The organism is Deltaproteobacteria bacterium, assembly GCA_005879535.1.
GTDB lineage: Bacteria > Myxococcota > Myxococcia > Myxococcales > 40CM-4-68-19 > 40CM-4-68-19.
This window is the reverse complement of record VBKI01000096.1, coordinates 19,698-41,402: the sequence shown is the minus strand read 5'-3', so window position 1 is coordinate 41,402 and position 21,705 is coordinate 19,698. Positions and strand designations below refer to the sequence as shown.

The 21,705-nt window shown below is 67.3% G+C and carries 19 protein-coding genes; 11 read left to right on the top strand and 8 right to left on the bottom strand.

Annotation, left to right across the window (positions count from 1 at the left end; genetic code table 11):
* Window positions 1–77: 77 nt before the first annotated feature.
* Window positions 78–494: a tetratricopeptide repeat protein gene (locus E6J58_23045; GenBank protein ID TMB32456.1), complete on the top strand. Its 417-nt coding sequence runs from the start codon at window positions 78–80 to the stop codon at window positions 492–494.
* On the opposite strand, the gene E6J58_23040 is transcribed toward E6J58_23045, so the two are convergent.
* The 5 genes from E6J58_23040 to E6J58_23020 are packed head-to-tail and all read right to left on the bottom strand — an operon-like array spanning window position 479 to window position 5,072.
* On the bottom strand, window positions 479–1,183 hold the full coding sequence (locus tag E6J58_23040) for an ABC transporter ATP-binding protein (protein TMB32455.1): 705 nt from the start codon (window positions 1,181–1,183) through the stop codon (window positions 479–481). The genes E6J58_23045 and E6J58_23040 overlap by 16 nt on opposite strands.
* A complete protein-coding gene (locus E6J58_23035; GenBank protein TMB32454.1) occupies window positions 1,176–1,904 on the bottom strand; it encodes an ABC transporter ATP-binding protein in 729 nt (242 codons plus the stop codon). Before E6J58_23035 ends, E6J58_23040 begins: the two co-directional genes overlap by 8 nt.
* Window positions 1,901–2,926 (bottom strand): branched-chain amino acid ABC transporter permease, encoded by a 1,026-nt coding sequence (locus E6J58_23030; GenBank protein ID TMB32453.1) that lies wholly within the window; start codon window positions 2,924–2,926, stop codon window positions 1,901–1,903. Before E6J58_23030 ends, E6J58_23035 begins: the two co-directional genes overlap by 4 nt.
* Window positions 2,923–3,798, bottom strand: a complete 876-nt coding sequence (locus E6J58_23025; protein ID TMB32452.1) for a branched-chain amino acid ABC transporter permease — start codon at window positions 3,796–3,798, stop codon at window positions 2,923–2,925. The genes E6J58_23030 and E6J58_23025 overlap by 4 nt, the downstream gene beginning before the upstream one ends.
* Complete coding sequence (locus E6J58_23020) at window positions 3,798–5,072, bottom strand: hypothetical protein (GenBank protein ID TMB32451.1); 1,275 nt, start codon at window positions 5,070–5,072, stop codon at window positions 3,798–3,800. Before E6J58_23020 ends, E6J58_23025 begins: the two co-directional genes overlap by 1 nt.
* A 73-nt stretch (window positions 5,073–5,145) precedes the next feature.
* Between E6J58_23020 and E6J58_23015 the strand changes: the two genes are divergently transcribed.
* From E6J58_23015 to E6J58_22970, 10 genes are all read left to right on the top strand, one after another.
* Window positions 5,146–6,096 (top strand): transporter substrate-binding domain-containing protein, encoded by a 951-nt coding sequence (locus E6J58_23015; GenBank protein TMB32450.1) that lies wholly within the window; start codon window positions 5,146–5,148, stop codon window positions 6,094–6,096.
* Window positions 6,093–6,848: an ABC transporter permease gene (locus E6J58_23010; protein TMB32449.1), complete on the top strand. Its 756-nt coding sequence runs from the start codon at window positions 6,093–6,095 to the stop codon at window positions 6,846–6,848. Before E6J58_23015 ends, E6J58_23010 begins: the two co-directional genes overlap by 4 nt.
* Window positions 6,841–7,605, top strand: a complete 765-nt coding sequence (locus E6J58_23005; protein TMB32448.1) for an ABC transporter ATP-binding protein — start codon at window positions 6,841–6,843, stop codon at window positions 7,603–7,605. The genes E6J58_23010 and E6J58_23005 overlap by 8 nt, the downstream gene beginning before the upstream one ends.
* A gap of 150 nt (window positions 7,606–7,755) precedes the next feature.
* Entirely contained in the window at window positions 7,756–9,384 is a 1,629-nt protein-coding gene (locus E6J58_23000) for an MFS transporter (protein TMB32447.1), read from the top strand.
* A gap of 37 nt (window positions 9,385–9,421) precedes the next feature.
* On the top strand, window positions 9,422–10,459 hold the full coding sequence (locus tag E6J58_22995; GenBank protein TMB32460.1) for a DUF561 domain-containing protein: 1,038 nt from the start codon (window positions 9,422–9,424) through the stop codon (window positions 10,457–10,459).
* The gene (locus E6J58_22990) at window positions 10,460–11,326 is read left to right on the top strand and encodes a branched-chain amino acid ABC transporter permease (GenBank protein TMB32446.1); all 867 of its coding nucleotides are present in this window, start codon (window positions 10,460–10,462) and stop codon (window positions 11,324–11,326) included.
* Window positions 11,323–12,282, top strand: a complete 960-nt coding sequence (locus E6J58_22985; protein ID TMB32445.1) for a branched-chain amino acid ABC transporter permease — start codon at window positions 11,323–11,325, stop codon at window positions 12,280–12,282. The genes E6J58_22990 and E6J58_22985 overlap by 4 nt, the downstream gene beginning before the upstream one ends.
* 5 nt (window positions 12,283–12,287) lie before the next feature.
* Complete coding sequence (locus E6J58_22980) at window positions 12,288–13,010, top strand: ABC transporter ATP-binding protein (protein TMB32459.1); 723 nt, start codon at window positions 12,288–12,290, stop codon at window positions 13,008–13,010.
* A 5-nt stretch (window positions 13,011–13,015) separates the two neighbouring features.
* On the top strand, window positions 13,016–13,720 hold the full coding sequence (locus E6J58_22975) for an ABC transporter ATP-binding protein (protein ID TMB32458.1): 705 nt from the start codon (window positions 13,016–13,018) through the stop codon (window positions 13,718–13,720).
* Window positions 13,721–13,998: 278 nt separating this feature from the next.
* Window positions 13,999–16,392, top strand: coding sequence for a hypothetical protein (locus E6J58_22970; protein TMB32444.1), 2,394 nt, complete (start codon window positions 13,999–14,001; stop codon window positions 16,390–16,392).
* On the opposite strand, the gene E6J58_22965 is transcribed toward E6J58_22970, so the two are convergent.
* The 3 genes from E6J58_22965 to E6J58_22955 are packed head-to-tail and all read right to left on the bottom strand — an operon-like array spanning window position 16,370 to window position 21,651.
* Entirely contained in the window at window positions 16,370–17,662 is a 1,293-nt protein-coding gene (locus tag E6J58_22965) for a M48 family metallopeptidase (protein TMB32443.1), read from the bottom strand. The two genes, E6J58_22970 and E6J58_22965, sit on opposite strands and share 23 nt — an antisense overlap.
* A gap of 13 nt (window positions 17,663–17,675) precedes the next feature.
* Entirely contained in the window at window positions 17,676–19,574 is a 1,899-nt protein-coding gene (locus E6J58_22960; protein TMB32442.1) for a hypothetical protein, read from the bottom strand.
* Window positions 19,575–19,614: 40 nt separating this feature from the next.
* The gene (locus tag E6J58_22955; GenBank protein TMB32441.1) at window positions 19,615–21,651 is read right to left on the bottom strand and encodes a M13 family metallopeptidase; all 2,037 of its coding nucleotides are present in this window, start codon (window positions 21,649–21,651) and stop codon (window positions 19,615–19,617) included.
* Window positions 21,652–21,705 lie beyond the last annotated feature (54 nt).

Genomic DNA, 21,705 nt, shown 5'->3' with positions numbered 1-21,705 from the left:
CGTATCCTCTCCCGATTGCCGCACGGGCGTGGCTCGAGGCTTCACAGCCCCGGCAGGCGGAGCAGACGATCCGCAGGATGTTCAGCCTCCTCCCGGCGTCGTCCCTCCCCTATCGGGAGGCGGCCACGTTCTTCCTCCTCGTCGACCGCGCCAGCGAGGCGATCTCTACTGCGGCCGATGGAATCGCACGATTTCCGGCGGACCCCGACCTGCACCTCTTGCAGGGGCGGGCCTGGCTATCGCTCGGCGATCGCGAGGCGGCGATCCGTTCCTTCGATACGGCGCTCCGGCTCCGACCCGACGATCAAGTCGCCGCCGCGCAGCTCGCACGCCTTCTCGTCACCGCTCGCAAGGACGCGGCCTCCCGCGCGCGCGCGCTCGCCCTGGTGCGGAACCTCAAAGTCGATCACCCATCCGACGAAGAGGTGCTCACAGCGATGAGCGAAGCAGGTCAGCTTGCCCGCGACATCGATGCGGCTCACAGTCCCAGATAGGCGGAGCGGATCTTCGGGTCGCTGCGCAGCTCCTCCGCGCTCCCCTGCAGCTTCACCTGGCCGGTCTCGATCACGTACCCGCGCGTCGCGATCTCCAGCGCCGCCGCCAGGTTCTGCTCCACCAGCAGGATGGTCATTCCCGACGCGTGCAGCTGCCGGATGACGTCGAACATCTGATCCACGACGATGGGCGCGAGCCCGAGCGAGGGCTCGTCGAGCAGGAGCAGCGACGGCTCCGACATCAGCGCGCGGGCGATGGCGCACATCTGCTGCTCGCCGCCGGAGAGGCTGCCGGCGACCTGCGACTTGCGCTCGAGGAGTCGGGGAAAGAGGGTGTTCACGCGATCGAGGTTCTGCTTCGAGCGCGCCCGGGCGCGCCCATGATAGGCGCCGAGCTCCAGGTTCTCGCGCACGGTGAGCTGCGGCCACAGCTCGCGCCCTTCGGGCACCAGCGCAATTCCCATTCCGGCGCGCTCCGCGGCGGGAGCACGGACCAGCGACTCACCCTTGAACAGCACCTCCCCGTTGCGCGGGGGCACCACGCCGCAGATGCAGCGCAGCGTGGTCGTCTTCCCCGCGCCGTTGCTGCCCAGCAGCGTGACGATCTCTTTCTCGTTCACGCTCAGCGAAAGCGAGAACAGCACCTGCACGTCGCCGTACCCGGCGCTGATCCCGCGCACCTCAAGCATGCTTCTTCCCCAGGTACGCCTCGACCACCGCCGGGTTCTGCACGATCTCCTTCGGCGCTCCCGCGGCAATCAGCTTGCCCGCGTCGAGCACCACGACGTGCTCGCAAAGGCTCATCACCGCGGCCATCACGTGCTCGATCATCAGGACGGAGATCCCGCGCTCGTCGCGGACGCGCCGGATGAGGGTGACCATGTCCCGCGCCTCCACCGGGTTCACTCCGGCGATCACTTCGTCGAGCAGCAATACTTTTGGCGCGCACGACAGCGCCCGCGCCATCTCCAGCTTCTTGCGTCCTGCCAGCGTCAAGCGGGCCGGATACTCGTTGCGCCGCTTGTCGATGCCGACGAACTGCAACATCTCGTTCGCCAGCTCGCGGGAGCCTGCGTCGTCCCTGCCGGAACACTGGGCGGCGGCCACCGTGCAGTTCTCGAGCAAGGTGAGATTCGCGAAGGGACGCACGATCTGGTGTGTGCGGACGACCCCGGTGCGGGCGACGAGGAACGCCGGACGGCCCGTGATCTCCTCTTCCTCGAGGAAGACGCGTCCCGAAGTCGGCGGAATGGACCCTGCGAGCATCGAGAAGCAGGTGGTCTTTCCCGCCCCGTTCGGACCGATCAAACCCAGGATCTGTCCCTTCTGCAGCGACAGCGAGACGTTGTCGTTCGCCTTCAGGCCGCCGAATCGCTTCGACAGACCGTCCGCGCGCAGGACCGCCGTCATTTCGCCTCCCGCGGCGCCGCCGTGGCGCCGGTCGCAGCGACGGGCGCTTCCTCCACGGGACCGCCGACCGCGAGGTCCGGCCGCACGCGGTGGAAGATACGCAGGAACAACCCGGTGAGGCCGAGCGGCTCGAAGAGGATCACGAAGATCAGCAGCAGCCCGTACAATCCCAGGTAGAGCTGCGGAAACGAGGCGATGAGGTTGTTCCGGAGCAGGACGAACACTACCGCGCCAATCGCCGGTCCACCGATGGTGCCGATGCCGCCGATCACCCCCATGAGCACGAACGAGATGCTCCGCAAAAAGCCGAACATGTCGTTGGGCTCGATGAAGCTGTAGTACGAGGCGTAGAAGCCGCCGCACACGCCCATCGTCAGGCCGGAGAGGAAGAGCACCAGGTCCTGCAGCCTGACCGACGACACCCCTACGTCGCCCGCGGCGTCCACGTCGCTCTTGATCGCCAGCAGCGAGAGGCCGAGAGGCGAACGCCGCAGCACGTACGAAGCCGCGAGCGCGATCACGGCCAGGGCGAGCGCGTACCAGTACAGCTGGTACTTGAGGTTCGCCTGCACCGGCAACGACATGCCCGAGGACCCGCCGGTCAGCCAGACCCAATACGTGCAGATGAGGCGTGTCGCTTCTCCCACGCCGATGGTCGCGATGGAGAAGTAGGGCCCGCGGAGACGGAGCGTCGGATGTCCCCAGACCAGCGCGTACAGCCCGGCGATGACGCCCGCGATCACCCACGCGGCGAGCATCGGCACTCCAAGGGCGAGTTGCAGCCGGCCGGCGACGAATCCACCGACGCCGATCATCGCGGCGTGACCGAAGCTCACCTGACCCAGGTAGCCGCCGAGCCAGTTCCAGGCGAGAGCAGTGGCGATGGCGGCGAGGGTTTCGGTGAGCTGGTTGTGCCAGTACCTGTTGCCGTGGAGCAGCGGCGCGATCGCGAGGATGGCAGTAGCGATCGCAAGCGCGATGACGGCCCGCGGCCGCACCCAGGGCGGCACGATGAGTTTCATCCGAGCACGCGCTGGCCGAACAGACCGCCGGGACGGATCACGAGCACGAGGACGAGCAGCACGAATCCGACGGCCGCGGTCAAGTACGCCGGCAGGACCAGAATCGCGAACACCTCCACCACCGCCAGGATCAGCGCCGCAATCGCCGTCCCCGCCACGCTGCCGAGACCGCCGAGCACGACGACCACGAACGACTTGAGCAGCTCCGTCGCGCCGAAATCAGGATTGAAGGAGAACAGCGTCGCGGCGAGCAGCCCCGCGAGGGCGGCAAGCCCGGTTCCCAGACCGAAGGTGAGCGCGTAGATCCGCTCCACGGGCACTCCCACGAGCGTGCAGCTGTCCGGGTTCTGCGCCACCGCGCGGATGGCCTTTCCCAGGTACGTCTTCGTGAGCAGGACGTGCAAGGCCAGCAAGACGAGGAGCGCAAGGGCGAACACCGCCAGCCGGTTCACGGAAAGAAAGGCGCCTGCAATCGACAGGGCCCGCGTCGAGTATTCCGTGCGGATGGTCTGGTCGTTGCCGGTGAATAATAGATACGCGGCGTTGCGGAGCACCAGCCAGACCCCGAAGAGGAGCAAGAGCGACTGCACGCCGCCGGCCGCGCCGCGGGGAAGGCGCCTGACCAGGACGCGATAGAGCACCACGCCGGCGAGGAACGCCAGCCCTGTCACCGGAATCAGCGACAGATACGGATCGATTCCCAACTGCGTGTGCAGCCACCACCCGGCATACGCCCCGACCATGATCATTCCGCCATGGTTCAGGTTCACGATCCGGAGCACGCCATAGATGATGCCCAGCCCATACGCCATGGTGGCGTACAGCCCCGCGAGGAGCACCGCGGAAATGGCCAGATCAACGATGTGGCCCATTACTTACAGCTCGGGTTCGGCGTACCGGGGGTCTTGGCCGCCTCCTTCGGCCAGACGATCGGCGCTGTCCCGTCCGGCTGGTTCTGCTGCACGACGAACGGGAACATCGCCTGCTGCCCGTTCTCCTGCTTGAACTGCAGCTTGCCGCCCGGCACGATCGATTCGACGTCGAGAGCCGCCAGCGCGTCGCGCACCTTGTCGCGGTCCAAGGTCCCCGCCTTCTCGATTCCGAGGAAGAGCGCACGCGCGCTCTCGTACCCCATCGCCTGGTACCACTCCGGGTCACGCTTGTGCTTGGCCTTGAACGCGTCGACGAACTTCTTGGTGATGCCCTGCGTGCCGAGCTGGGCGTTCCACCACACCGCCGAGAGGATGTATCGGACGTTGTCCGCTCCGAGCGCTTCGGCGGCTTGCTTCTCGCTCCCGCGCGCCCCGTAGCTTTGCACCTTGTGGCACATGCCCTGTGTGACGTACTGGCGCTGCATGGTGATGTAGTCGGCCAGGTGCGCGTCGGAGAGGAACAGGTCGACGCCCGCGTTCTTCACCTTGCCGAGCAGGCCGGAAAAGTCCTTGCCGTTCAGCTCGAACGATTCGTCGACGAGGATCTTGTAACCGTCCTTGTGCTGGCCAACGTAGTCGTTGACGCCGGCGCGGAAGTCCTTGCCGTGTGCGGTGTTCTCCCAGAGCACCGCGATCTTGGACGGATTTGGCAATTTGCCGGCCTTCTGTTGCGCGTCTGCCCACTCCATCAGCGCGGTGGACAGCAGCTGCACTGGCGCCAGCAGCCCGAACACGTACTTGTAACCGTGCTTGTAGATCTCCCTCGCACCACCACCGCCGTTGACGTAGGGGACGTGGTTCTGCTCGGCCACGACGCTTTGCGCCTCCACCAGGTGGCTGGCGTAGGTGCCGAGCAGGAACTGCGCCTTGTCGCTGTTGATCAGGCGATCGGCGAGCGACGCGGCAGTGGCCTGGGTGCTGGTGTCGTCGAGCAGCATCAGCTTCACCGGCATCTTCTTGCCGCCGACGGACACGCCGCCGTTCTGATTCGCCTCTTCGAAAGCGAGCTCGTAGCCTTCCTTGTAGAAGCCCCCGACCCGCGCCTCCGAGCCCGTCAATGGAAGGGTGGCCCCGATGAGAATTTCGGAGCCCGAGGGTGCCGTCGCCGCCGCCGATCCTCCTTGGGCGGGCTGCTTCGCCTGGTCAGTCGAGGACTGCTTGCACGCGCCGAGCGCCAGCGCGCAGAGGCCGCAAACGAGATTGGTAGGTCGCATGGCGCGCTACCAAAACCACTTCTTTTTGCATTGTTCAAGTCGGGTAACGGCGGAGAGTGTACAGTGCGCCGCCATGCGCCCCCTCCTCCTCGCTCTGACTCTGTCGTTCGCTGTCCGCGCCGAGGACGTCGTCCGTCTCGGTAACCTCAAATTCGCGCACTACGGCGCCGTCTCGCACATGAAGGAAGTCTGTCCCAAGCACGGCATCCGCCTCGACGAGCGGATGTTTGCCAAAGGGCTCGACATCGTGCCCGGCATCCTCGCCGGCGAGATCGACCTCGCCGCCAGCGCGCTCGACGGAGCCATTGCCGGGCGGGCCTCCGGCGCGCCGGTGTTCGTGGTCGCCGGGTTCGCCAAGGGCGGAGCGCGGATCATCGTGCGCAAGGATGGTGGAGTCACCAAGCTCGCCGACCTGAAGGGAAAGAAGGTGGGCACCGCCCGCGGAGGAGCGCAGGAGCTGCTCCTCTACGCCGAGCTGGCCAAGGTGGGGCTGAGCTGGAGCGACCAGTCCGGCAAGGACGTGCGCATCATGTTCCTCGCCTACGCCGACTTGAACCAGGCGCTGCAGTCGGGGCAGCTCGACGCGATCAGCCAGAGCGAGCCCCAATCCTCGCAGGCCATCCGGCAGGGTTACGCGGTCGAGCTGGTGAAGCCGTACGACACGCCGCTCGGAGAGCCGGTCCGCGCGCTGGTGATGACCGAGAAGCTCTACGCCAACCGCGACGTCGCGCTGCGGACGATGAAGTGCTTCGTCGAGGCCACCAAGGAGTTCATCGACAATCCCCAGGAGGCGGAGAAGTACGTGCGCGAGAAGATGTTCCGCGGGCAGCTCACCGCCGAGGAGTACAAGGACGCGCTGGAGAACGCCGCCTTCACCTACGACATCAGCGCCGGGCAGGTGCAGATCACCGCCGATCTGATGTCGAAGTACGGCGTGGGGAAGATGGCAAAGACGCCGAAGGCGACCGAATTCGTCCGCCTCGATCTGCTGCTGGAAGCCAAGCGCGCCCTCGCCGTGAAATGAAGGCGCTGCGCTCCATCGCGATCATCGCCGCCGCGCTCGTCATCTGGGAGCTGGTGTGCCGTCTCGCGCACGTGAGCCCGGCCATCCTTCCGCCGCCGTCGCAGGTGGCCCGCAAGTGGTGGGAGTACCTGGTCACCGGCGAGCTGCCGCGGGATGCCGCCGCGACGCTCTTGCGCGTCGCGGTCGGCTTCGCCATCGGCGCCGGCCTTGCGCTGCCGCTCGGCCTCTGGATGGGAGCGCGCGACCGCGTCTATGAAGTGTTCAACCCGCTGGTGCAACTGCTCCGCCCCATCCCGCCCATCGCCTACATCCCTCTTGCCATTCTCTGGTTCGGGCTGGGGAACCCGCCCGCCTTCTTCCTCATCTCGCTCGGCGCGTTCTTTCCAGTGCTGATGAACACCATCGCCGGCGTCCGCAACGTGGACGCGATCTACGTCCGCGCGGCGCAGAACCTCGGGGCACCTGGGCGGACACTCTTTTGGCGCGTCCTCTTCCCCGCAGCGATGCCCTCCATCCTCGCCGGAATGCGCGTCGGGGTCGGCGTGGCGTTCATCGTGGTGATCGTGGCGGAGATGATCGCCGTCAACAGTGGCCTTGGATACCGGATCCTCGAAGCCCGCGAGTATTTCTGGAGCGACAAGATCCTCGCCGGGATGATCTCCATCGGCGTGATCGGCCTCGGCATCGACACCGTGATGGCGCGGATCAACGATCGCCTGCTCCGCTGGCACCGCGGGCTCGAGCATGCCTGAGGCCGCCATCCAGGTGCGGAGCGTGCGCAAGGAGTTCGGCGGCATCGTCGCCTTGGACCGGATCGACCTCGAGGTGGCGGCGGGTGAGTTCGTCTGCCTGCTCGGGCCCTCGGGCTGCGGCAAATCCACCCTGCTCAACGCCATCGCCGGATTCACGCGGCCCAGCTCGGGGGAGATCCTTGCCTTTGGTAAGCCGGTCCAGGAGCCCGAGCCCGCCCGCGCCATGGTGTTCCAGGAATACGCGCTCTTTCCCTGGATGACGGTCCGGGAGAACGTCGCGTTCGGGCTGCAGATCCGCGGCGATCCCGGAGCGCGGGAGAAGGCCGACGCGCTGTTGGGAAAGCTGGCGCTGCGCGGCTTTGGCGACCGCTTTCCGAAGGACCTTTCGGGAGGAATGCGACAACGGGTCGCGCTCGCCCGCGCGCTCGCGCTCGATGCGCCGATGTTGTTGATGGACGAGCCGTTCGGCGCGCTCGACGCGCTGACGCGGCGTTCAATGCAAGACGAATTGCTACGCATTTGGACAGAGTTGAAGCAGACCATCGTGTTCGTGACGCACGGCATCGAAGAGTCCCTTCTGCTCGCCGACCGCGTGGTGGTGATGACGTATCGTCCCGGAACCGTGAAAGAAATCGTGCAGGTCACGCTGCCCAGGCCGCGCGACGAGGCGTCGCCCGCATTCTCGGCTGCCCTCCGGGCAGTCACGCAGATGGTCCGCGAGGAACAACGGCGCCACGAGCGCGACGAACAGACCTGAGTCGCTTGCATTTGAAAAATTTTCTAAGCTCGTGCTACAGAGCCTGCACGATTTTGCAAGCGCTGTTCTCTCCTGTTGCGGCCGTAGCAAACCCCTTTTGGTCCTTCGGGACCCCCTGTTTGCGACGCAGAATCCGGAGGAGGAGGACGCATGAGCTCGGCCACCGAAGCAGTGCCTGTCGGAGCAGCTACCAGCGTCGACGCAGCAGCAGAACGACGGGTCATCATCGCGTCGTCCGTTGGAACCGTTTTCGAATGGTACGATTTCTATCTCTACGCGATTCTCGCCCCCTTCTTCGCGGCTCTCTTCTTCCCTCCGGGCAACCAGACAGCCGCGCTGCTCGGCGCGTTCGGCGCGTACGCGGCCGGCTTTCTCGTGCGTCCCTTCGGCGCCCTGATCTTCGGGCGCATCGGCGACCTCGTCGGGCGCAAATACACCTTCCTCGTCACCATCGTGGTGATGGGCATGGCGACCGTGCTGGTCGGCTTCCTGCCGACCTACGCCAGCATCGGCTTCGCGGCTCCGCTGATCCTGGTCGGTCTCCGCCTCGCGCAGGGCCTCGCGCTCGGCGGCGAGTACGGCGGCGCGGCCACTTACGTGGCGGAGCACTCGCCGGATACCAAGCGCGGCTACAACACGGCCTGGATCCAGACCACGGCGACGCTGGGGATGTTCCTGGCGCTGTTCGTGATCGGCATCTGCCGCTCGACGATGGCGGCGGGCACGTTCTCGAACTGGGGCTGGCGCATCGCGTTCTGGGTCTCGATCCCCCTGCTGCTGATCTCCATCTACATCCGGCTCAAGCTGCAGGAGTCGCCGGTCTTCCAGCGCATGAAGAGCTCGGGCAAGCGGTCCAAGTCCCCCATCCACGACAGCTTCTTCAAGTATCCGAACAACAAGTTCGTCGGGCTGGCTCTGTTCGGGGCGACGGCCGGCCAGGGCGTGGTCTGGTACACTGGCCAGTTCTACGCGCTGTTCTTCCTCCTCATCTACCTGAAGCTCGACTTCATCAAGACGTACTGGCTCGTCGGGCTCTCGTTGCTCATCGGCACGCCCTTCTTCCTCGTCTTCGGGGCTCTCTCCGACAGGATCGGCCGGCTCAAGATCATCCTCGCCGGATGCCTGATCGCGGCAGTGACGTACTTCCCGCTCTTCAAGGGCCTCACGCACTACGTGAACCCGGCGCTCGAGGCGTACCAGGAGAAGGTGCCGATCGACATCTACGCCTCCGAATGCAATTTCCACATCTTCATCGGCCCCTGGTCGAAGCAGACGCCTTGCGACAGGGCCAAAGACTTCCTGGGCAAGGCCGGGCTCTCCTTCAACTCGCACCCGGCGATGGCCGGCGAAGCGGTGGTGATGAAGATCGGCAACACCGAGCTGCGCGGTTGGGACGAGGCCAAGTACAAGGCCGCGCTGACCTCCACCGGCTATCCGGCGAAGGCCGACCCTAACCAGGTCAACTGGGTGATGGCCGAGCTCCTGCTGGTCATCATGGTCATCTACGTGACCATGGTGTACGGCCCCATCGCCGCGTTCCTGGTGGAGCTGTTCCCGACGCAGATCCGGTACACGTCGATGTCCTTGCCCTACCACATCGGCAACGGCTGGTTCGGCGGCATGCTCCCTCTGCTCGCGACCGCCATCGTCGCCAAGGCCGGCAACATCTACGCCGGCCTTTGGTACCCGATCATCGTGTCGATCATGACCGTGGTGATCGGCGCGCTCTTCGTCCGCGAGCCGAAGCACGTGCAGATCCGGGACCAGGTGTTCACCTAGGCCGCCGGACGTGCGGCCCACTGCTTTCACCACGCGGATGGGCATCCAGCATCCGTTCGTCCTTGCGCCGATGGCGGGCGGTCCTTCCACGCCTGCCCTCTGCGCGGCGGTGAGCGAAGCGGGTGGGCTCGGATCGTATGGTGCGGCCTATCTCGCGCCCGAGAGGGCGCGCGAGGTGATCCGCGCGATCCGGGCAGCGACGTCACGGCCGTTCGCGATCAACCTCTTTGCGGACGACGGCGTCCCGGCGGACGACGCGACGCTGGCGGCTGCCCAAAGGGTGCTCGCGCGCTTTCGTACCGAGTTGGACCTTCCACCGCCCGCTCCGCCGGCGCCGGTGCTACTGAAGGACGTATTTCCGGTGCTGATCGAGGAGCGCGTGCCGGTGTTCAGCTTCACTTTCGGCATCCCGCCCCCCGAGATGCTCGACGCCTGCAGGAAAGCAGGAGTGGCAACGATGGGCACAGCGACCACGGTCGCCGAGGCGCGGGCGCTGGAACAGGCAGGAGTGGACTTCGTCTGCGCCCAGGGAGCGGAGGCAGGAGGTCATCGCGGCACCTTCGATCGGGACGTGGAGCCGCCGTTGATCGGGACGATGGCGCTGGTCCCGCAGATCGTCGATGCGGTGCGTGTCCCCGTGATCGCCGCCGGCGGGATCATGGACGGAAGGGGCTTCGCCGCGGCCCTGGCTCTCGGCGCCAGCGCCGTGTCCTTGGGCACGGCATTCCTCCGCTGTCCCGAGGCGGGGACGAGCGCGCCCTACCGGGCCGCTCTGCGCGAAGCCCGCGACGACGCCACCGTGATCACGCGAGCGTTCTCCGGGCGCGCAGCGCGCGGGCTGGGCAACCGATTCACCCGCGAGATGGCCGGCGCGCCGCTCGCACCCTACCAAGTACAGAATTCGCTCACGCGGGACATGCGCGCCGCGTCGACCCAGCGCGGCGACTCCGGGCTGCTCTCGCTCTGGGCCGGCCAGGCGGCGGCCCTGGCGCGCGAGGTTCCTGCCGCCGAGCTGGTGGCGCAGATCATTCGCGAGGCAGACGCGGTCCTTGCGCGCCTCGCTCCGGAGCGCTGAATGGCAGTGTTGATGCAGTCCATCTTCAGCGGCGTCCTGATCGGGGGCGTCTACGCGCTCACCGGCATCGGGCTCACGCTGATCTTCGGCGTGATGCGCGTGATCAATTTCGCCCAGGGCGAGCTGGTGATGGTGGGAATGTACTCGACGTTCTGGGTCTTCGTGCTGCTGGGAGTCGATCCGTTCGTCTCCGTGCTGGTGACGATGCCCGTCCTCTTCCTCCTCGGAGCCATCCTGCAGCGCTCGCTGATCAACCGGGTCCTCGACGCCTTGCCGCAGAACCAGATCCTGCTCACCATCGGGATCGGCCTCGTGCTCTCGAACGTGGCCATGCTCGCCTTCACCAGCGATTACCGGATCCTTTCCACCAGCTACTCATCGTCGAGCGTGGCGCTCGGGCCCATGCACCTGTCCACGCCGCTGATCTACTGCTTCCTGATCACGGCGGTGATCACGGCCGCCCTGTACTGGTTCCTGGTCAAGACGGACATCGGTCACGCCATCCGCGCCACTGCGCAGGACCGGGACGCCGCGCAGCTCATGGGCGTGAACGTCCGCACCATGGGCATCGTGGCGTTCGGGCTCGGCGCGGCGCTCGCCGGAGCGGCAGGCGCGCTGGTCGCACCCATCTACTACATCTACCCGCAGGTGGGCGGCGCGTTCACGCTGAAGGCGTTCGTGGTCGTCGTGCTCGGCGGAATGGGCAGCATCATCGGGGCAACGCTCGGCGGGGTGTTGATCGGCGTGGCGGAGTCGGTCTCCGCGACGTACATCGGCTCGGGGTGGAAGGATCTCTGCGTCTACGTCATCTTCCTCCTCGTGCTGCTGCTCAAGCCTTCCGGCCTTCTCGGAAAGAGCCGCATGTGAAGACGCTCGTCGTCTGCGCAGCCGCTGCCGTGGTCCTGGCCCTGATCCCGATCTGGGTCGAGAGCCCGTACGCTCTGCACATCTTCATCCTGCTGTTCATCGCCATCGCCCTCGGCGAGAGCTGGAACGTGATCGGCGGGTTCGCGGGTCAGTACTCCGTCGGCCACTCCGCCTGGTACGGACTCGGCGCTTACACCGCGTTCGTCCTGCTGCAGCGCAAGGGGATCGCGCCCTGGTTCGGCGTCTGGGCGGCGGTGGCGCTGAGCGTGATCATCGCCCTGGTGGTGGGCTGGATCACCTTCCGCCTGCGCGGGCCCTACTTCGTGCTGGCGAGTATCGCGGTCGCGGAGATCATCCGCCTGCTCGCGCTCAACACCAAGGACCTCACGAACGGCGCCGAAGGAATCCTCGCCTCGGACCTGCCGCCGTTGAAGCTGGGCGGCACCGTGATCACCGACTGGAACAGCAAGACCCCGTACTTCTATATGGGACTGGCGATGGCGGTCTTCACCATCGCCGTCAACTACGTGGTGAAGCGGAGCAAGCTCGGGTACTACCTGCAGGCCATCCGCGAGGACCAGGATGCTGCCCACTCCCTCGGCATCCCGCTCACGATGGTCAAGAACGCCGCGCTGGGTATCTCGGCGGCCTGCACCGCGCTGGTCGGCAGCTTCGCCGCGTTCTACGTCGGCTTCATCGAGCCCAATCAGGTCTTCGGGATCGACGTCTCCATCCAGATGGTGCTGACGGCCATCATCGGCGGCATCGGCACCGTGGCCGGGCCCGTGCTCGGCGCGGTGGTTCTGGTGCTGATCTCCGAGGCGCTCCGCGCCTCCATCGCGCAGGCGCACCTGCTGGTGTACGGGATCCTGGTGATCGTGGTGATCCTCGTCATGCCGGACGGTTTCCTCGGCTTCATCGCGCACCGGCTGCGCAGGAAGGCGGCGGCGAGGTGACGGCGCTGCTCGAAGTGCGGAACGTCAGCCGGTTCTTCGGCGGCGTGAAGGCAAACCAGGACGTCTCCTTCTCCGTCGAGCCCGGCATCGTCCTTGGACTGATCGGCCCCAATGGTGCTGGCAAGACCACGCTGTTCAACTGCATCACCGGCTTCTACCCGCCCTCGCGCGGAGAAGTGATCTTCGACGGCCAGCGCATCAACGGCTTCTCGCCCGACAAGGTGTGCAAGCTTGGAATGGCGCGGACCTGGCAAAAAGTGCGGCCCCTGGCGAAACTGACCGTGCTCGAGAACACCGTAGTCGGGGCGCTGTGCCGCACCAACTCCGTCGCGGAAGCGGAGAAGATTGCTCTCGAGCAGCTGCGCGTGGTCGGGCTGGAGAAGCGCACGGAGGTCCTCGCCGGAGGTCTGCCCATCGGCGAGCGCAAGAAGCTGGAGCTGGCGCGCGTCATGGCGACGAAGCCCCGGATGATCCTGCTCGACGAAGTCATGGGTGGCCTCAATGCGCGGGAGAGCGAGGAGATCATCAGGTTGATCCTCGACGTGAAGAAGCACGGGCTGACCCAGGTGGTGATCGAGCACGACATGAAGGCCATCGTGCGCACCTGCGACCGCATCGTCGTGCTCAACTCCGGCGAGAAGCTCGCCGAGGGGTCGCCCCAACAGATCGTCAACGATCCGCGCGTGATGGCTGCCTACCTCGGCGACAGCGGAGGCGCGAAGGCATGACGGTGCTGCTCGAGGTGCGCGATCTCGACTTCGCCTACGGCGACGTGCAGGTGCTGCGCGGCGTCTCGCTGAGCGTGAACGCGGGCGAGATCGTCACGCTGGTCGGCAGCAACGGCGCGGGGAAGAGCACCACCCTGCGGAACATCTCCCGCCTGGCCCGTCCCCGCTCCGGGAGCATCGTGTTCGACGGTCACGATCTCACCCGGCTCTCCTCGCACCAGGTCGTCGAGCTCGGCCTCGTACAGGTGCCGGAAGGCCGCCGCGTCTTCCCGGAAATGACGGTGCTCGAGAACTTGCGCATGGGCAGCTATACCCGGACCGCCCGCGGCGACCGCTCGAAGAACCTGGAGCGGGGTTTGACGCTCTTTCCAAGGCTCCGCGAGCGCATCGGCCAGGCCGCAGGCACGCTCTCGGGCGGCGAGCAGCAGATGCTCGCCATCGCCCGCGGCCTGATGGCGAAGCCGCGCCTGCTGCTGCTCGACGAGCCGTCGCTGGGTCTCTCGCCGCTCCTGGTACGGACGATTTTCGACACCATCGCGCAGATCAATGCGCAAGGCACCTCCGTGCTGCTGGTCGAGCAGAACGTGTACCAGTCGTTGCGCATCGCGGCGCGCGGGTACGTGCTGGAGACGGGAAAGATCGCGCTGTCGGGGACGGGCGCAAATCTGCTCGCCAACGACGAAGTCAAGGCGGCGTTCCTCGGCGCCTAGTCCCTTGGCAGCGCGCGGACCACCGCGGCCCTGCGGGACAGCCGGCGCGACCCCGCGCCGGGCTAGGCGGGAGCTTGCACCGGGGCGAGTTCAAAAGCCAACACTCCAACTCGTCCCGGGGCGAGTTCAGAACCGAACATTCAAACTCGCCCCGCGGCGAGTTGCGTGTGGAAGTGCACAGGTAGCAGAGGCGGGAAACCGGCCGGTTTTCGCTTCTTTCGGTCAGATCGGCAGCGCGGGGGGCGCCGTTTGCCATCGCCCGCCCCTAGCGTACCGCGATGCCCCGGGCCGCCGCTGCGCTGCTGCTGTGCCTCGCCGGGAGCGCGCTCGCCGCGCCACGCTCGCGTGGGACGCTGTTGCGGGCCGAGCATCATGACATCTCCGCTCCCCTGACGCTGCTCGCGGCGGCCCCCGCGGAAGACAACGACGAAGAGATCGAGCTGGGCCCGCGGCCGGTGCCGCACGAGATGCAGGCAGCGCCACCTTCCCGCGATCCGGTGCTCCAGGACAGCGTTGCCCCGCTGCTGCTTCCCCGGACTGCGATCACCTTCGACGGCATCGGCAGCGGCTTTCTCGGCGCCAGCTCCCGGGCATTCGACGTCAAGGGCGTACCGCCCGATCCGCAAGGCGACGTCGGGCCCCTCCACTTCGTGCAGATCGTCAACGCAAGCATCGCCATGTTCGCAAAAGACGGCCGTGCTCTGCTCGGACCCATCTCCACGCGGACGCTGTTCGCGGGCTTCGGTGGTGCGTGCGAGGCCCGGGGCGACGGCGACGGGATCGTCCTCTACGACCCGCTCGCCGACCGCTGGTTGATCTCGCAGCTCGCGAACACGCGCGAGGGGGACCGCCCCTACCACGTGTGCCTCGCCGTCTCGCGCGACGGAGATCCAATGGGTCAGTGGGCGCGCTACGACTACTCGTACGCCGAGTTCCACGACTACCCGAAGCTCGGCGTCTGGTCCGACGGGTACTACGCGACCTACAACACCTTTGCGAGCTCCGGCGGAGGCGAGTTCCGCGGGATCGTCTACTGCGTCTTCGACCGCCTGAAGATGCTGGCGGCGGAGCCGGCGGCGCAGCAGTGCATTCCCATCGACGACCCATCGAGCGGGATCACTCCGGCGGATCTCGACGGCATCCTCCCGCCGGCACAGGACGAACCGAACACGGCCGTCGGTTTCGTCGGCAACGCGCTCGCCCTCTACCGGTTCCACGCCGACTGGAGCGAGCCGCTCAATAGCTTCGTCGAGCGCGCGACGCTTCCCGTCGCTCCCTTCGCGGAAGCGTGCATCGCTTCCCGGGGCAGCGCTTGCATCCCGCAACCCGGTGCCGGCTCTTCCAGGCTCGACGCCCTCGGCGACCGGATGATGTTCCGGGCGGCGTATCGAAATTTCGGAGGCCGCCGGTCGCTGGTCGTGAACCATTCGGTCTCCGTGCGGGACGCAGTCGGCGTCCGTTGGTACGAGATCCAGGACCCGGGAGGGATCCCCGCGCTCGCGCAGCAAGGGACATATGCGCCGGACGACGGCTACCGTTGGATGGCCAGCGCCGCCAGCGATCGCGCCGGCAACATCGGCCTGGGATTCAGCCTTTCCAGCGCCGACACCATGCCGTCCATCGCGTACACCGGTCACCTCGCCTCGGATCCGCCCGGAGAGATGGCTCAGGGAGAAGCCGTTGCCGCGAGCAGCGGCGGGTCGCAGTCGTCGTCGCTGCGCTGGGGCGACTACAGCAGCATGTCCGTCGACCCCGGCGACGAGTGCACCTTCTGGTACACCAACGAGTACATTCCCGCGGACGGCGTGTTCAACTGGCGCACGCGCATCTTCAGCTTCCAGCTCCCGGGCTGCGCCTCGTCGCCCGATTTCGCCGTGTGGCCCCGGCGAGGGGCAGAGGTGCTGGGGCGCGGGAGGACGCTCTCCTTCCCACTGGACACGGCGGCGCTGCGGCTGGCAGCGGCGACGAAGGTGCTCTCGCTGTCGGTCGTGGAATTGCCGCCCGGCGTGGACGCGCGAATCGAGCCCGCGACCGTCTCCCCGGGCGAGACGGCGACCCTGACGCTCAGCGCAGCGGTGGACGCCGAGGTCGGGCGGGGTCAGGGATATGCAGTCCGAGCCGTCGCCGCCGACGGAACCGCGTCAACGAGCGGGGGCGCGCTGGACTTGGTCGATGCCGATTTCGCGATGGATCTCGAAGCCGACACGATCACCGTCGCTGCCGGTGCCACCGCCCGCATGCGCGTCGGGACTCGGCCGCTCTTCGGATCCGCCGAGCCGATCACCTTCTCGGCGTCGGGACTGCCCGGCGGCGCCACGGCTCGTTTCGAGCCGGCGCAAATCGTCGCCGGCGGCAGCGCAGACTTGCTGATCTCGGCCGCTGCGGGAGCTCGTCTGGCGAACGCGGCGCTCGCGATCAGCGCGACCGCGCCGTCCACCGCGCACGTCGCACTCTTCCATCTTCGCGCGCAGGAGTCGCCGCCGGCCGAGATCACCTGGTCCACCGAGGGCGGCGGCCCGAGCCCGCTTCCGCTCCGCGTCCAGAACCAGGGGGGGTGCGGATGCTCCGCTGCCGGCGGCGGATGGGAGGCCGTCGGTCTGCTCGGCCTTCTGACCGCGATCCGGCGAAAGCGCGGCTCCGCTCTTCACGTCATTTGCTGGCGCCGGCGGTAGCCCAGGTCTCCGGGTGCTCCGCCTTCCAGCGCATGGCCGCGAAGATGCGGGTGCGGCCGCTGGGATGGTCGTAGAAGAACAACTCCTCGAGCGGACCCGGATCCAGCTTCCGATACTCCGACAGCTTGAGCGCCGTCTGGGCGAAGCCGTCCGGTTTGCCCGCCGCGTTCAGCCCGAAGATATCCGCCTCGTACTCCTGCCCGCGGACGATGGAGTGCAGCACCGGAGTGAGCAGGAACAGATACGTCGACAAGAGCAACGCGGCCAGAGGGAGGCCGGCGAGGTCGCCGACGTCCTGGACTCGCCACCGCGCCTCGTACCGGCGGCGGAGGCGCTCGAAGAGCCAGGCGATCAGCGCGTAACCGACCACGATCACGATCCCGATCTCCATCAGCCCCTTGTGGATGTGGTTGAGGACGTAGTGCCCCATCTCATGGCCCATCACGGCCTCGATCTCCGGCAGCGAGGCGCGATTGAGCAGGTTGTCGTTGAGCGTGATTCGTTCGGTACCGAAGAGGCCGCTGACGTTTGCGCTGACGCGCTTCGATTGTTTCGAGGCGTCGATCTCCCAGACCTCGCCGGTGTGGATGCCGTTCGCGCGCGCCATCGAGAGGATGGGCGCGACCACGCGCGCGTCCTGCAGCTTCTTCGGATTGTTGAACAACGGCACGATCAGCACGGGCGCGATCAGCGCGCCGAACGCGGCGAAGGCGATGGTGACCGCGGCGCCCCAGATCCACCAGGTCCGCGGCAGCCTCCGCACGATCGCGTAGAGCGCCATCATGGCGAATCCCCCGAGCACGATCGATATCGCCAGGCCCTTCAGCTCCTCACCCATCCACGCCGCGAACGACAGATTCGAGAGCCCGTATCGGTGCTCGCGGACGAAATCGCTGTAGACCGAAAGAGGGAAGGAGAGGACGGCCACCGCGATGACGAACTGCGTCCAGTAGAGCGCCGTCTGCAGCGCACGAATCCTCGTCGCCCGCACAGCCAGATCCCGCATTTTCGCCGAGAGCCCGGTATGAAGGAGCACGACGAAGATGGCGGCTGCCCAGAGAAAGGTCCACAGGTGAAGCCAATAACCGCCCTCGAAGTAGGCGTCGGAACGGGCGCGCTGATCGGGCGGTAGCTCGTCGAGATACGCCCGCGTCGCGGCGGCGGGATCGATGGACCCGGAAGCGCCGCTCGCCGCTGCGGGCGGAGGCGAGGGCGGGACGAGCTCGGCGGGCGCGGCCGCCAGCATCGCGGCGAGGAGAAGTGGCGTCATCGGGCAAACAGTATCAGCGCGGGCGCGGTAGCGGGCGTCGGGCCAAAGGAGTGGCGCGCCGAGCCAGCCGCGGCGCGGGCCGGACGACGGGCTCGGCGCGCAGCTCCCGCTCGCGGTCGGCGAAGAAGTCGCCCGGACCGAAGAGGTGCAGACTGCTGCCTCCGCCGTCGAGATCGAGGGCGACGGGAATGCCGTGCGCGGTGAGCAGCGCCGCCCCACGCTGCCCTCTCACGTCCTGGCGCAACGTGGCCCGGATCGACGCACCATTGCCCTCCGCGGCGAGCAGCGGCAGCAGGAACCAGCCCCGCCCGCCCTGCGCTGACGCGCGCACGGACAGGCCGTCCATTCCGAACAGGCTGTTGAGGAACCCAGGCAGATCCTTCAGATGCGCGTAAACGCCGACGATGGGGCGCGCGTCGCGGCATTGCGCCTCCACTGCCGCATCGACGCGCAAGGGGTGGAAGCGCAGCCGCGCCGTCGTGAGCACGGCCCGGCCCCACCATCCGGGTCCGATCTCCTCGTCGGGAACGAGGCGGCCAGCGTCCACGGACACGCGCGTGCCCGCGAGATCGGCGCCGCGCCAGGGGTCCAGACCTGCGATGCGCAGGTCGGCCCGTGACTCTCCCCGGATCTGCAGGCCGCGGGCGGAAATCTGGAGTTGCGAGAGCGCCACGCGCGCGTGTCCGGCGAGCCGATGGAGCGGACCCGCGAGGTGTGCGGAGAACGATCCTCTCCCTGCCCTGACCCGCTCGTTTCCGAACAGCCGGCCTCCGAGGCGGCGGGCATCGTCGACACGTCCTCCGCGGACGTCGAACGCGAACCAACCCGGAGGCCTGAGCGCGGCGAAATCAATCGGAGCGCCGGCGACCGTGGTCTCCACGGTCCGCGCCCGGAGGATCCGCTGTTGCAGCCGCGCGCGCTGTACGGAGAGCGTTGCGCGCATCCGGTCACCGGAAGCGAATCGCACCGTCGCGCCCGCGGCGCGTACACCGCGAACAGCCAGAGGACCGGCATCGAACGACGCATCCCCCGTCTCGATCCGCCCCTTCCGCATGCGCGCGGACAAGTGCGCCGGACCGGCGCCGCCGATGCCGCCGAGAACATCGATGCCGGCGATCCGCCCCCGCAGATCCGCGTCCGCATTGGCGGCGTGAAAGAACCGCTCCATCGTCAGCTGCCGTGGATCGAACTTGCTGAGGGTCACCAGCAGCTTCCCCTCGACTCGTCCGGCGACCGGAGCTCCCGCGCCGCTGACCGCGACGCCGTGCAGGCGCGCCTCGCCGGGAGCGACGAGGACCTCCCGGAGCGGTTTCAGGTAGAAGGCACCGGCGAGCTCCGCTGCTCCGTCTACGCGCCATTGATCGATCCAGATCTGGCGCACTTCGGAAGCCGCGATGTCCTCCAGCCAGACGGTGAACAACCGGTAACGCCAGTCGGGAAGCTCGTCGTTGGGTCCCTCTTCGCGGAGCGGCAGCTCCTCGAGACCGGCGATCACCGGAAGGCCGCGCAGGCGACCCAGCGTCATCTCGACGGGACGCAGACGGCGCCGGAGTGCGAACTCGACCCCGCGAACGTGCACGGCGGTGGCATGAAAGAGCCGCGACTGAAGCTGCCCGATGGCGATCGAGCTCGTCACCTCATCGAGAGCAAGACGCCACTGCACCGCACGGTCCTGCCCGGTCAGCACCAGGCCGCGCGCATGCACGCTCCCGGGCCACCAGGACCATGCCGACCGGTACTCGAGGTGGACCTTCGGCGTGTGCGCATTGATCAGGTGGCGGAGGAGCGGCGTCCAGAGGAACACCTGCGCAGCGAGCAGCCACAAACCCCATGCGCAGGCGAGCGCCAGGACGACTCCGCGCGCCGCTCCGAAGGCAAGCGAGCGGGGGCTTCGATCGCGGACGGCTCGCACCTTGCCAGTTCAAATGGGACCCGCCGCGACTTCCCGCAACTCACCAGACTTCGCAGCGCTCCGCTGCCGGCCGCACCATGGCGTCGCCCGAACGGCAAGAAAAGGCCTGCTGGAACGACGGCAGATTCGAGAGAGGTCCGATCACCCGGTATTTGGCGATGGGGTGCGGATCGCCCTGGACCATCAAGCGCTGCGTCTCGGGCCGCGTCTCGTCGCCGCGGAATTGTCCCCAGGCGATGAAGAACTGCTGCTCGGGCGTGAACCCGTCGCGGACCGGTTGCGGATGCTGGCCCAGCGCCTTCTGGAACGCGGCGAACGCGATGCGCGCGCCGGCGAGATCGCCGATCGATTCGCCAAGGACCAGGCGCCCGTTGTGATGGATGGCAGGCTCGATGTAGAAGCCCTCGAACTGGTTCACCACGCACTGGCCGCGCTGGCGGAAGGACTCGAGATCCGCCGCGGTCCACCAGTTGTGCAGCCGCCCGGAGGCGTCGAACTGCGCCCCCTGATCGTCGAAACCATGGCTGATCTCGTGGCCGATCACGACGCCGATGGCGCCATAGTTGACGGCGTCGGTAGCCTCGAGATCGAAGGCCGGCGGCTGGAGGATGCCCGCCGGAAAGACGATCTCGTTGAGCAGCGGGTTGTAGTACGCATCGGAGGTGGGCGGAGTCATGCCCCAGCGCCCTCGATCCGTGGGCTTCCCGATGGTCGAGCGGAAGTCGTCGACGACGAACTTCCGACCCTCCAGCACGTTCTCCCAGACTGGCGCATCACGGCGGATGCGCACGCCCGAATAGTCCTTCCACTTGTCCGGATATCCGATCTTCGGGTTGAAGGTGGCGAGCTTCTCCAGCGCCCGCCGTTTCGTCTCCGGCCCCATCCAGCCCAGGCCCTCGATGATGTCCTTCATCGCCGCGAGCTCGTTGCGCACCAGCTCCTGCACCCTGCCCTTGGCCGCGGGAGGAAAGTAGCGCTCGACGTATTTGCGTCCCAGCGCCTCCCCGAGCCGGAAGTCCGCGGATTCGGCGCACCGCTTCCAGCGCGGCTTCAGCTCGGCCACGCCAGCGAGGTACTTCTGATCGAACGCGAACGACTCCTCGACGAAAGCCTTCGAGAGCCACGGCGCGGCCGAAGCGAGCAGCTGCCAGCGCAGATAGGTGCGCCAGGCCGGCAGCGGCGTCTGCGCCAGCTCCTTCTCGAACTGGGCAAGGAAAGCCGGCTGCTCCACGTTCAGCTCTCCCTGCGGCAGCTTCGCCTCGTCGTACAGCGCCGACCAGTCGAAGTGCGGGGTCAGGGCGCGGAGCTTCTCGAACGAGGTCGGATGATCGAGGTTGTTCGGATCGCGGAGCGCGACGTTGTCCAGCGAGGCTTCCGCCAGCCGTTTCTCGAAGGCGAAGACGACGTCCGCGGCTTCCTTCGCTCCGGCCGCCCCCGCCAGCTCGAACATGCGCTGCACGTGCAGGCGGTACTTCTCGCGCGCGTCCGCGAAGCGCGGCTCAGGCTTCAGATAGTAGTCGCGATCGGGCAAGCCAAGCCCGGCCGCTCCAATGTCCGCGGTCGTCCGCGTCGGGTCGTGCTGGTCGGGCTGCGCGCCGAGCGCGAAGGGCGCGAAGACCAGCGCGGTTTGCAGGTGGCGGATCGCGCGCTGCAGATCCGCCTGCGACCGGATTCCGTCGATCTCCGCAAGCATCGGGGCCAAGGGGGCAATCCCCGATGCTTCCGCGCGCGCCTCGTCCATGCAGGAGGCGTAATCGTCGCCGACGATCCGCTCGACGCTTCCGCCTGGCCAGTCGGACCGCCTCGAGATCTCCTCGAGGATGTCCTTGAGACGCTCCTTGTTCTTCTCGCCCGCCTGCCAGCGGCGGCTCCAGCGCTGCATCGAGGCAGGAATCGGATTCGCCTTGCGCCAGGCCCCATTGGCGAACTGGAAGAAGTCCGTACAGGGGTTGGCGCCGCGGTCGATGTCCGAGAGCTCCACGCCGTGCTGCTGCGCCGGAGGTGGCGCCGTCGGACCCTTCTGGCTAGCGCAGGCGGCCGCGGCCGCCGCGAGCAGCGCAACGCGGGCAGGACTCATTGCCCCAATACGCTCCTCGCAGCGGAAGATTTCAATACGAGAACCGCTGGAGCT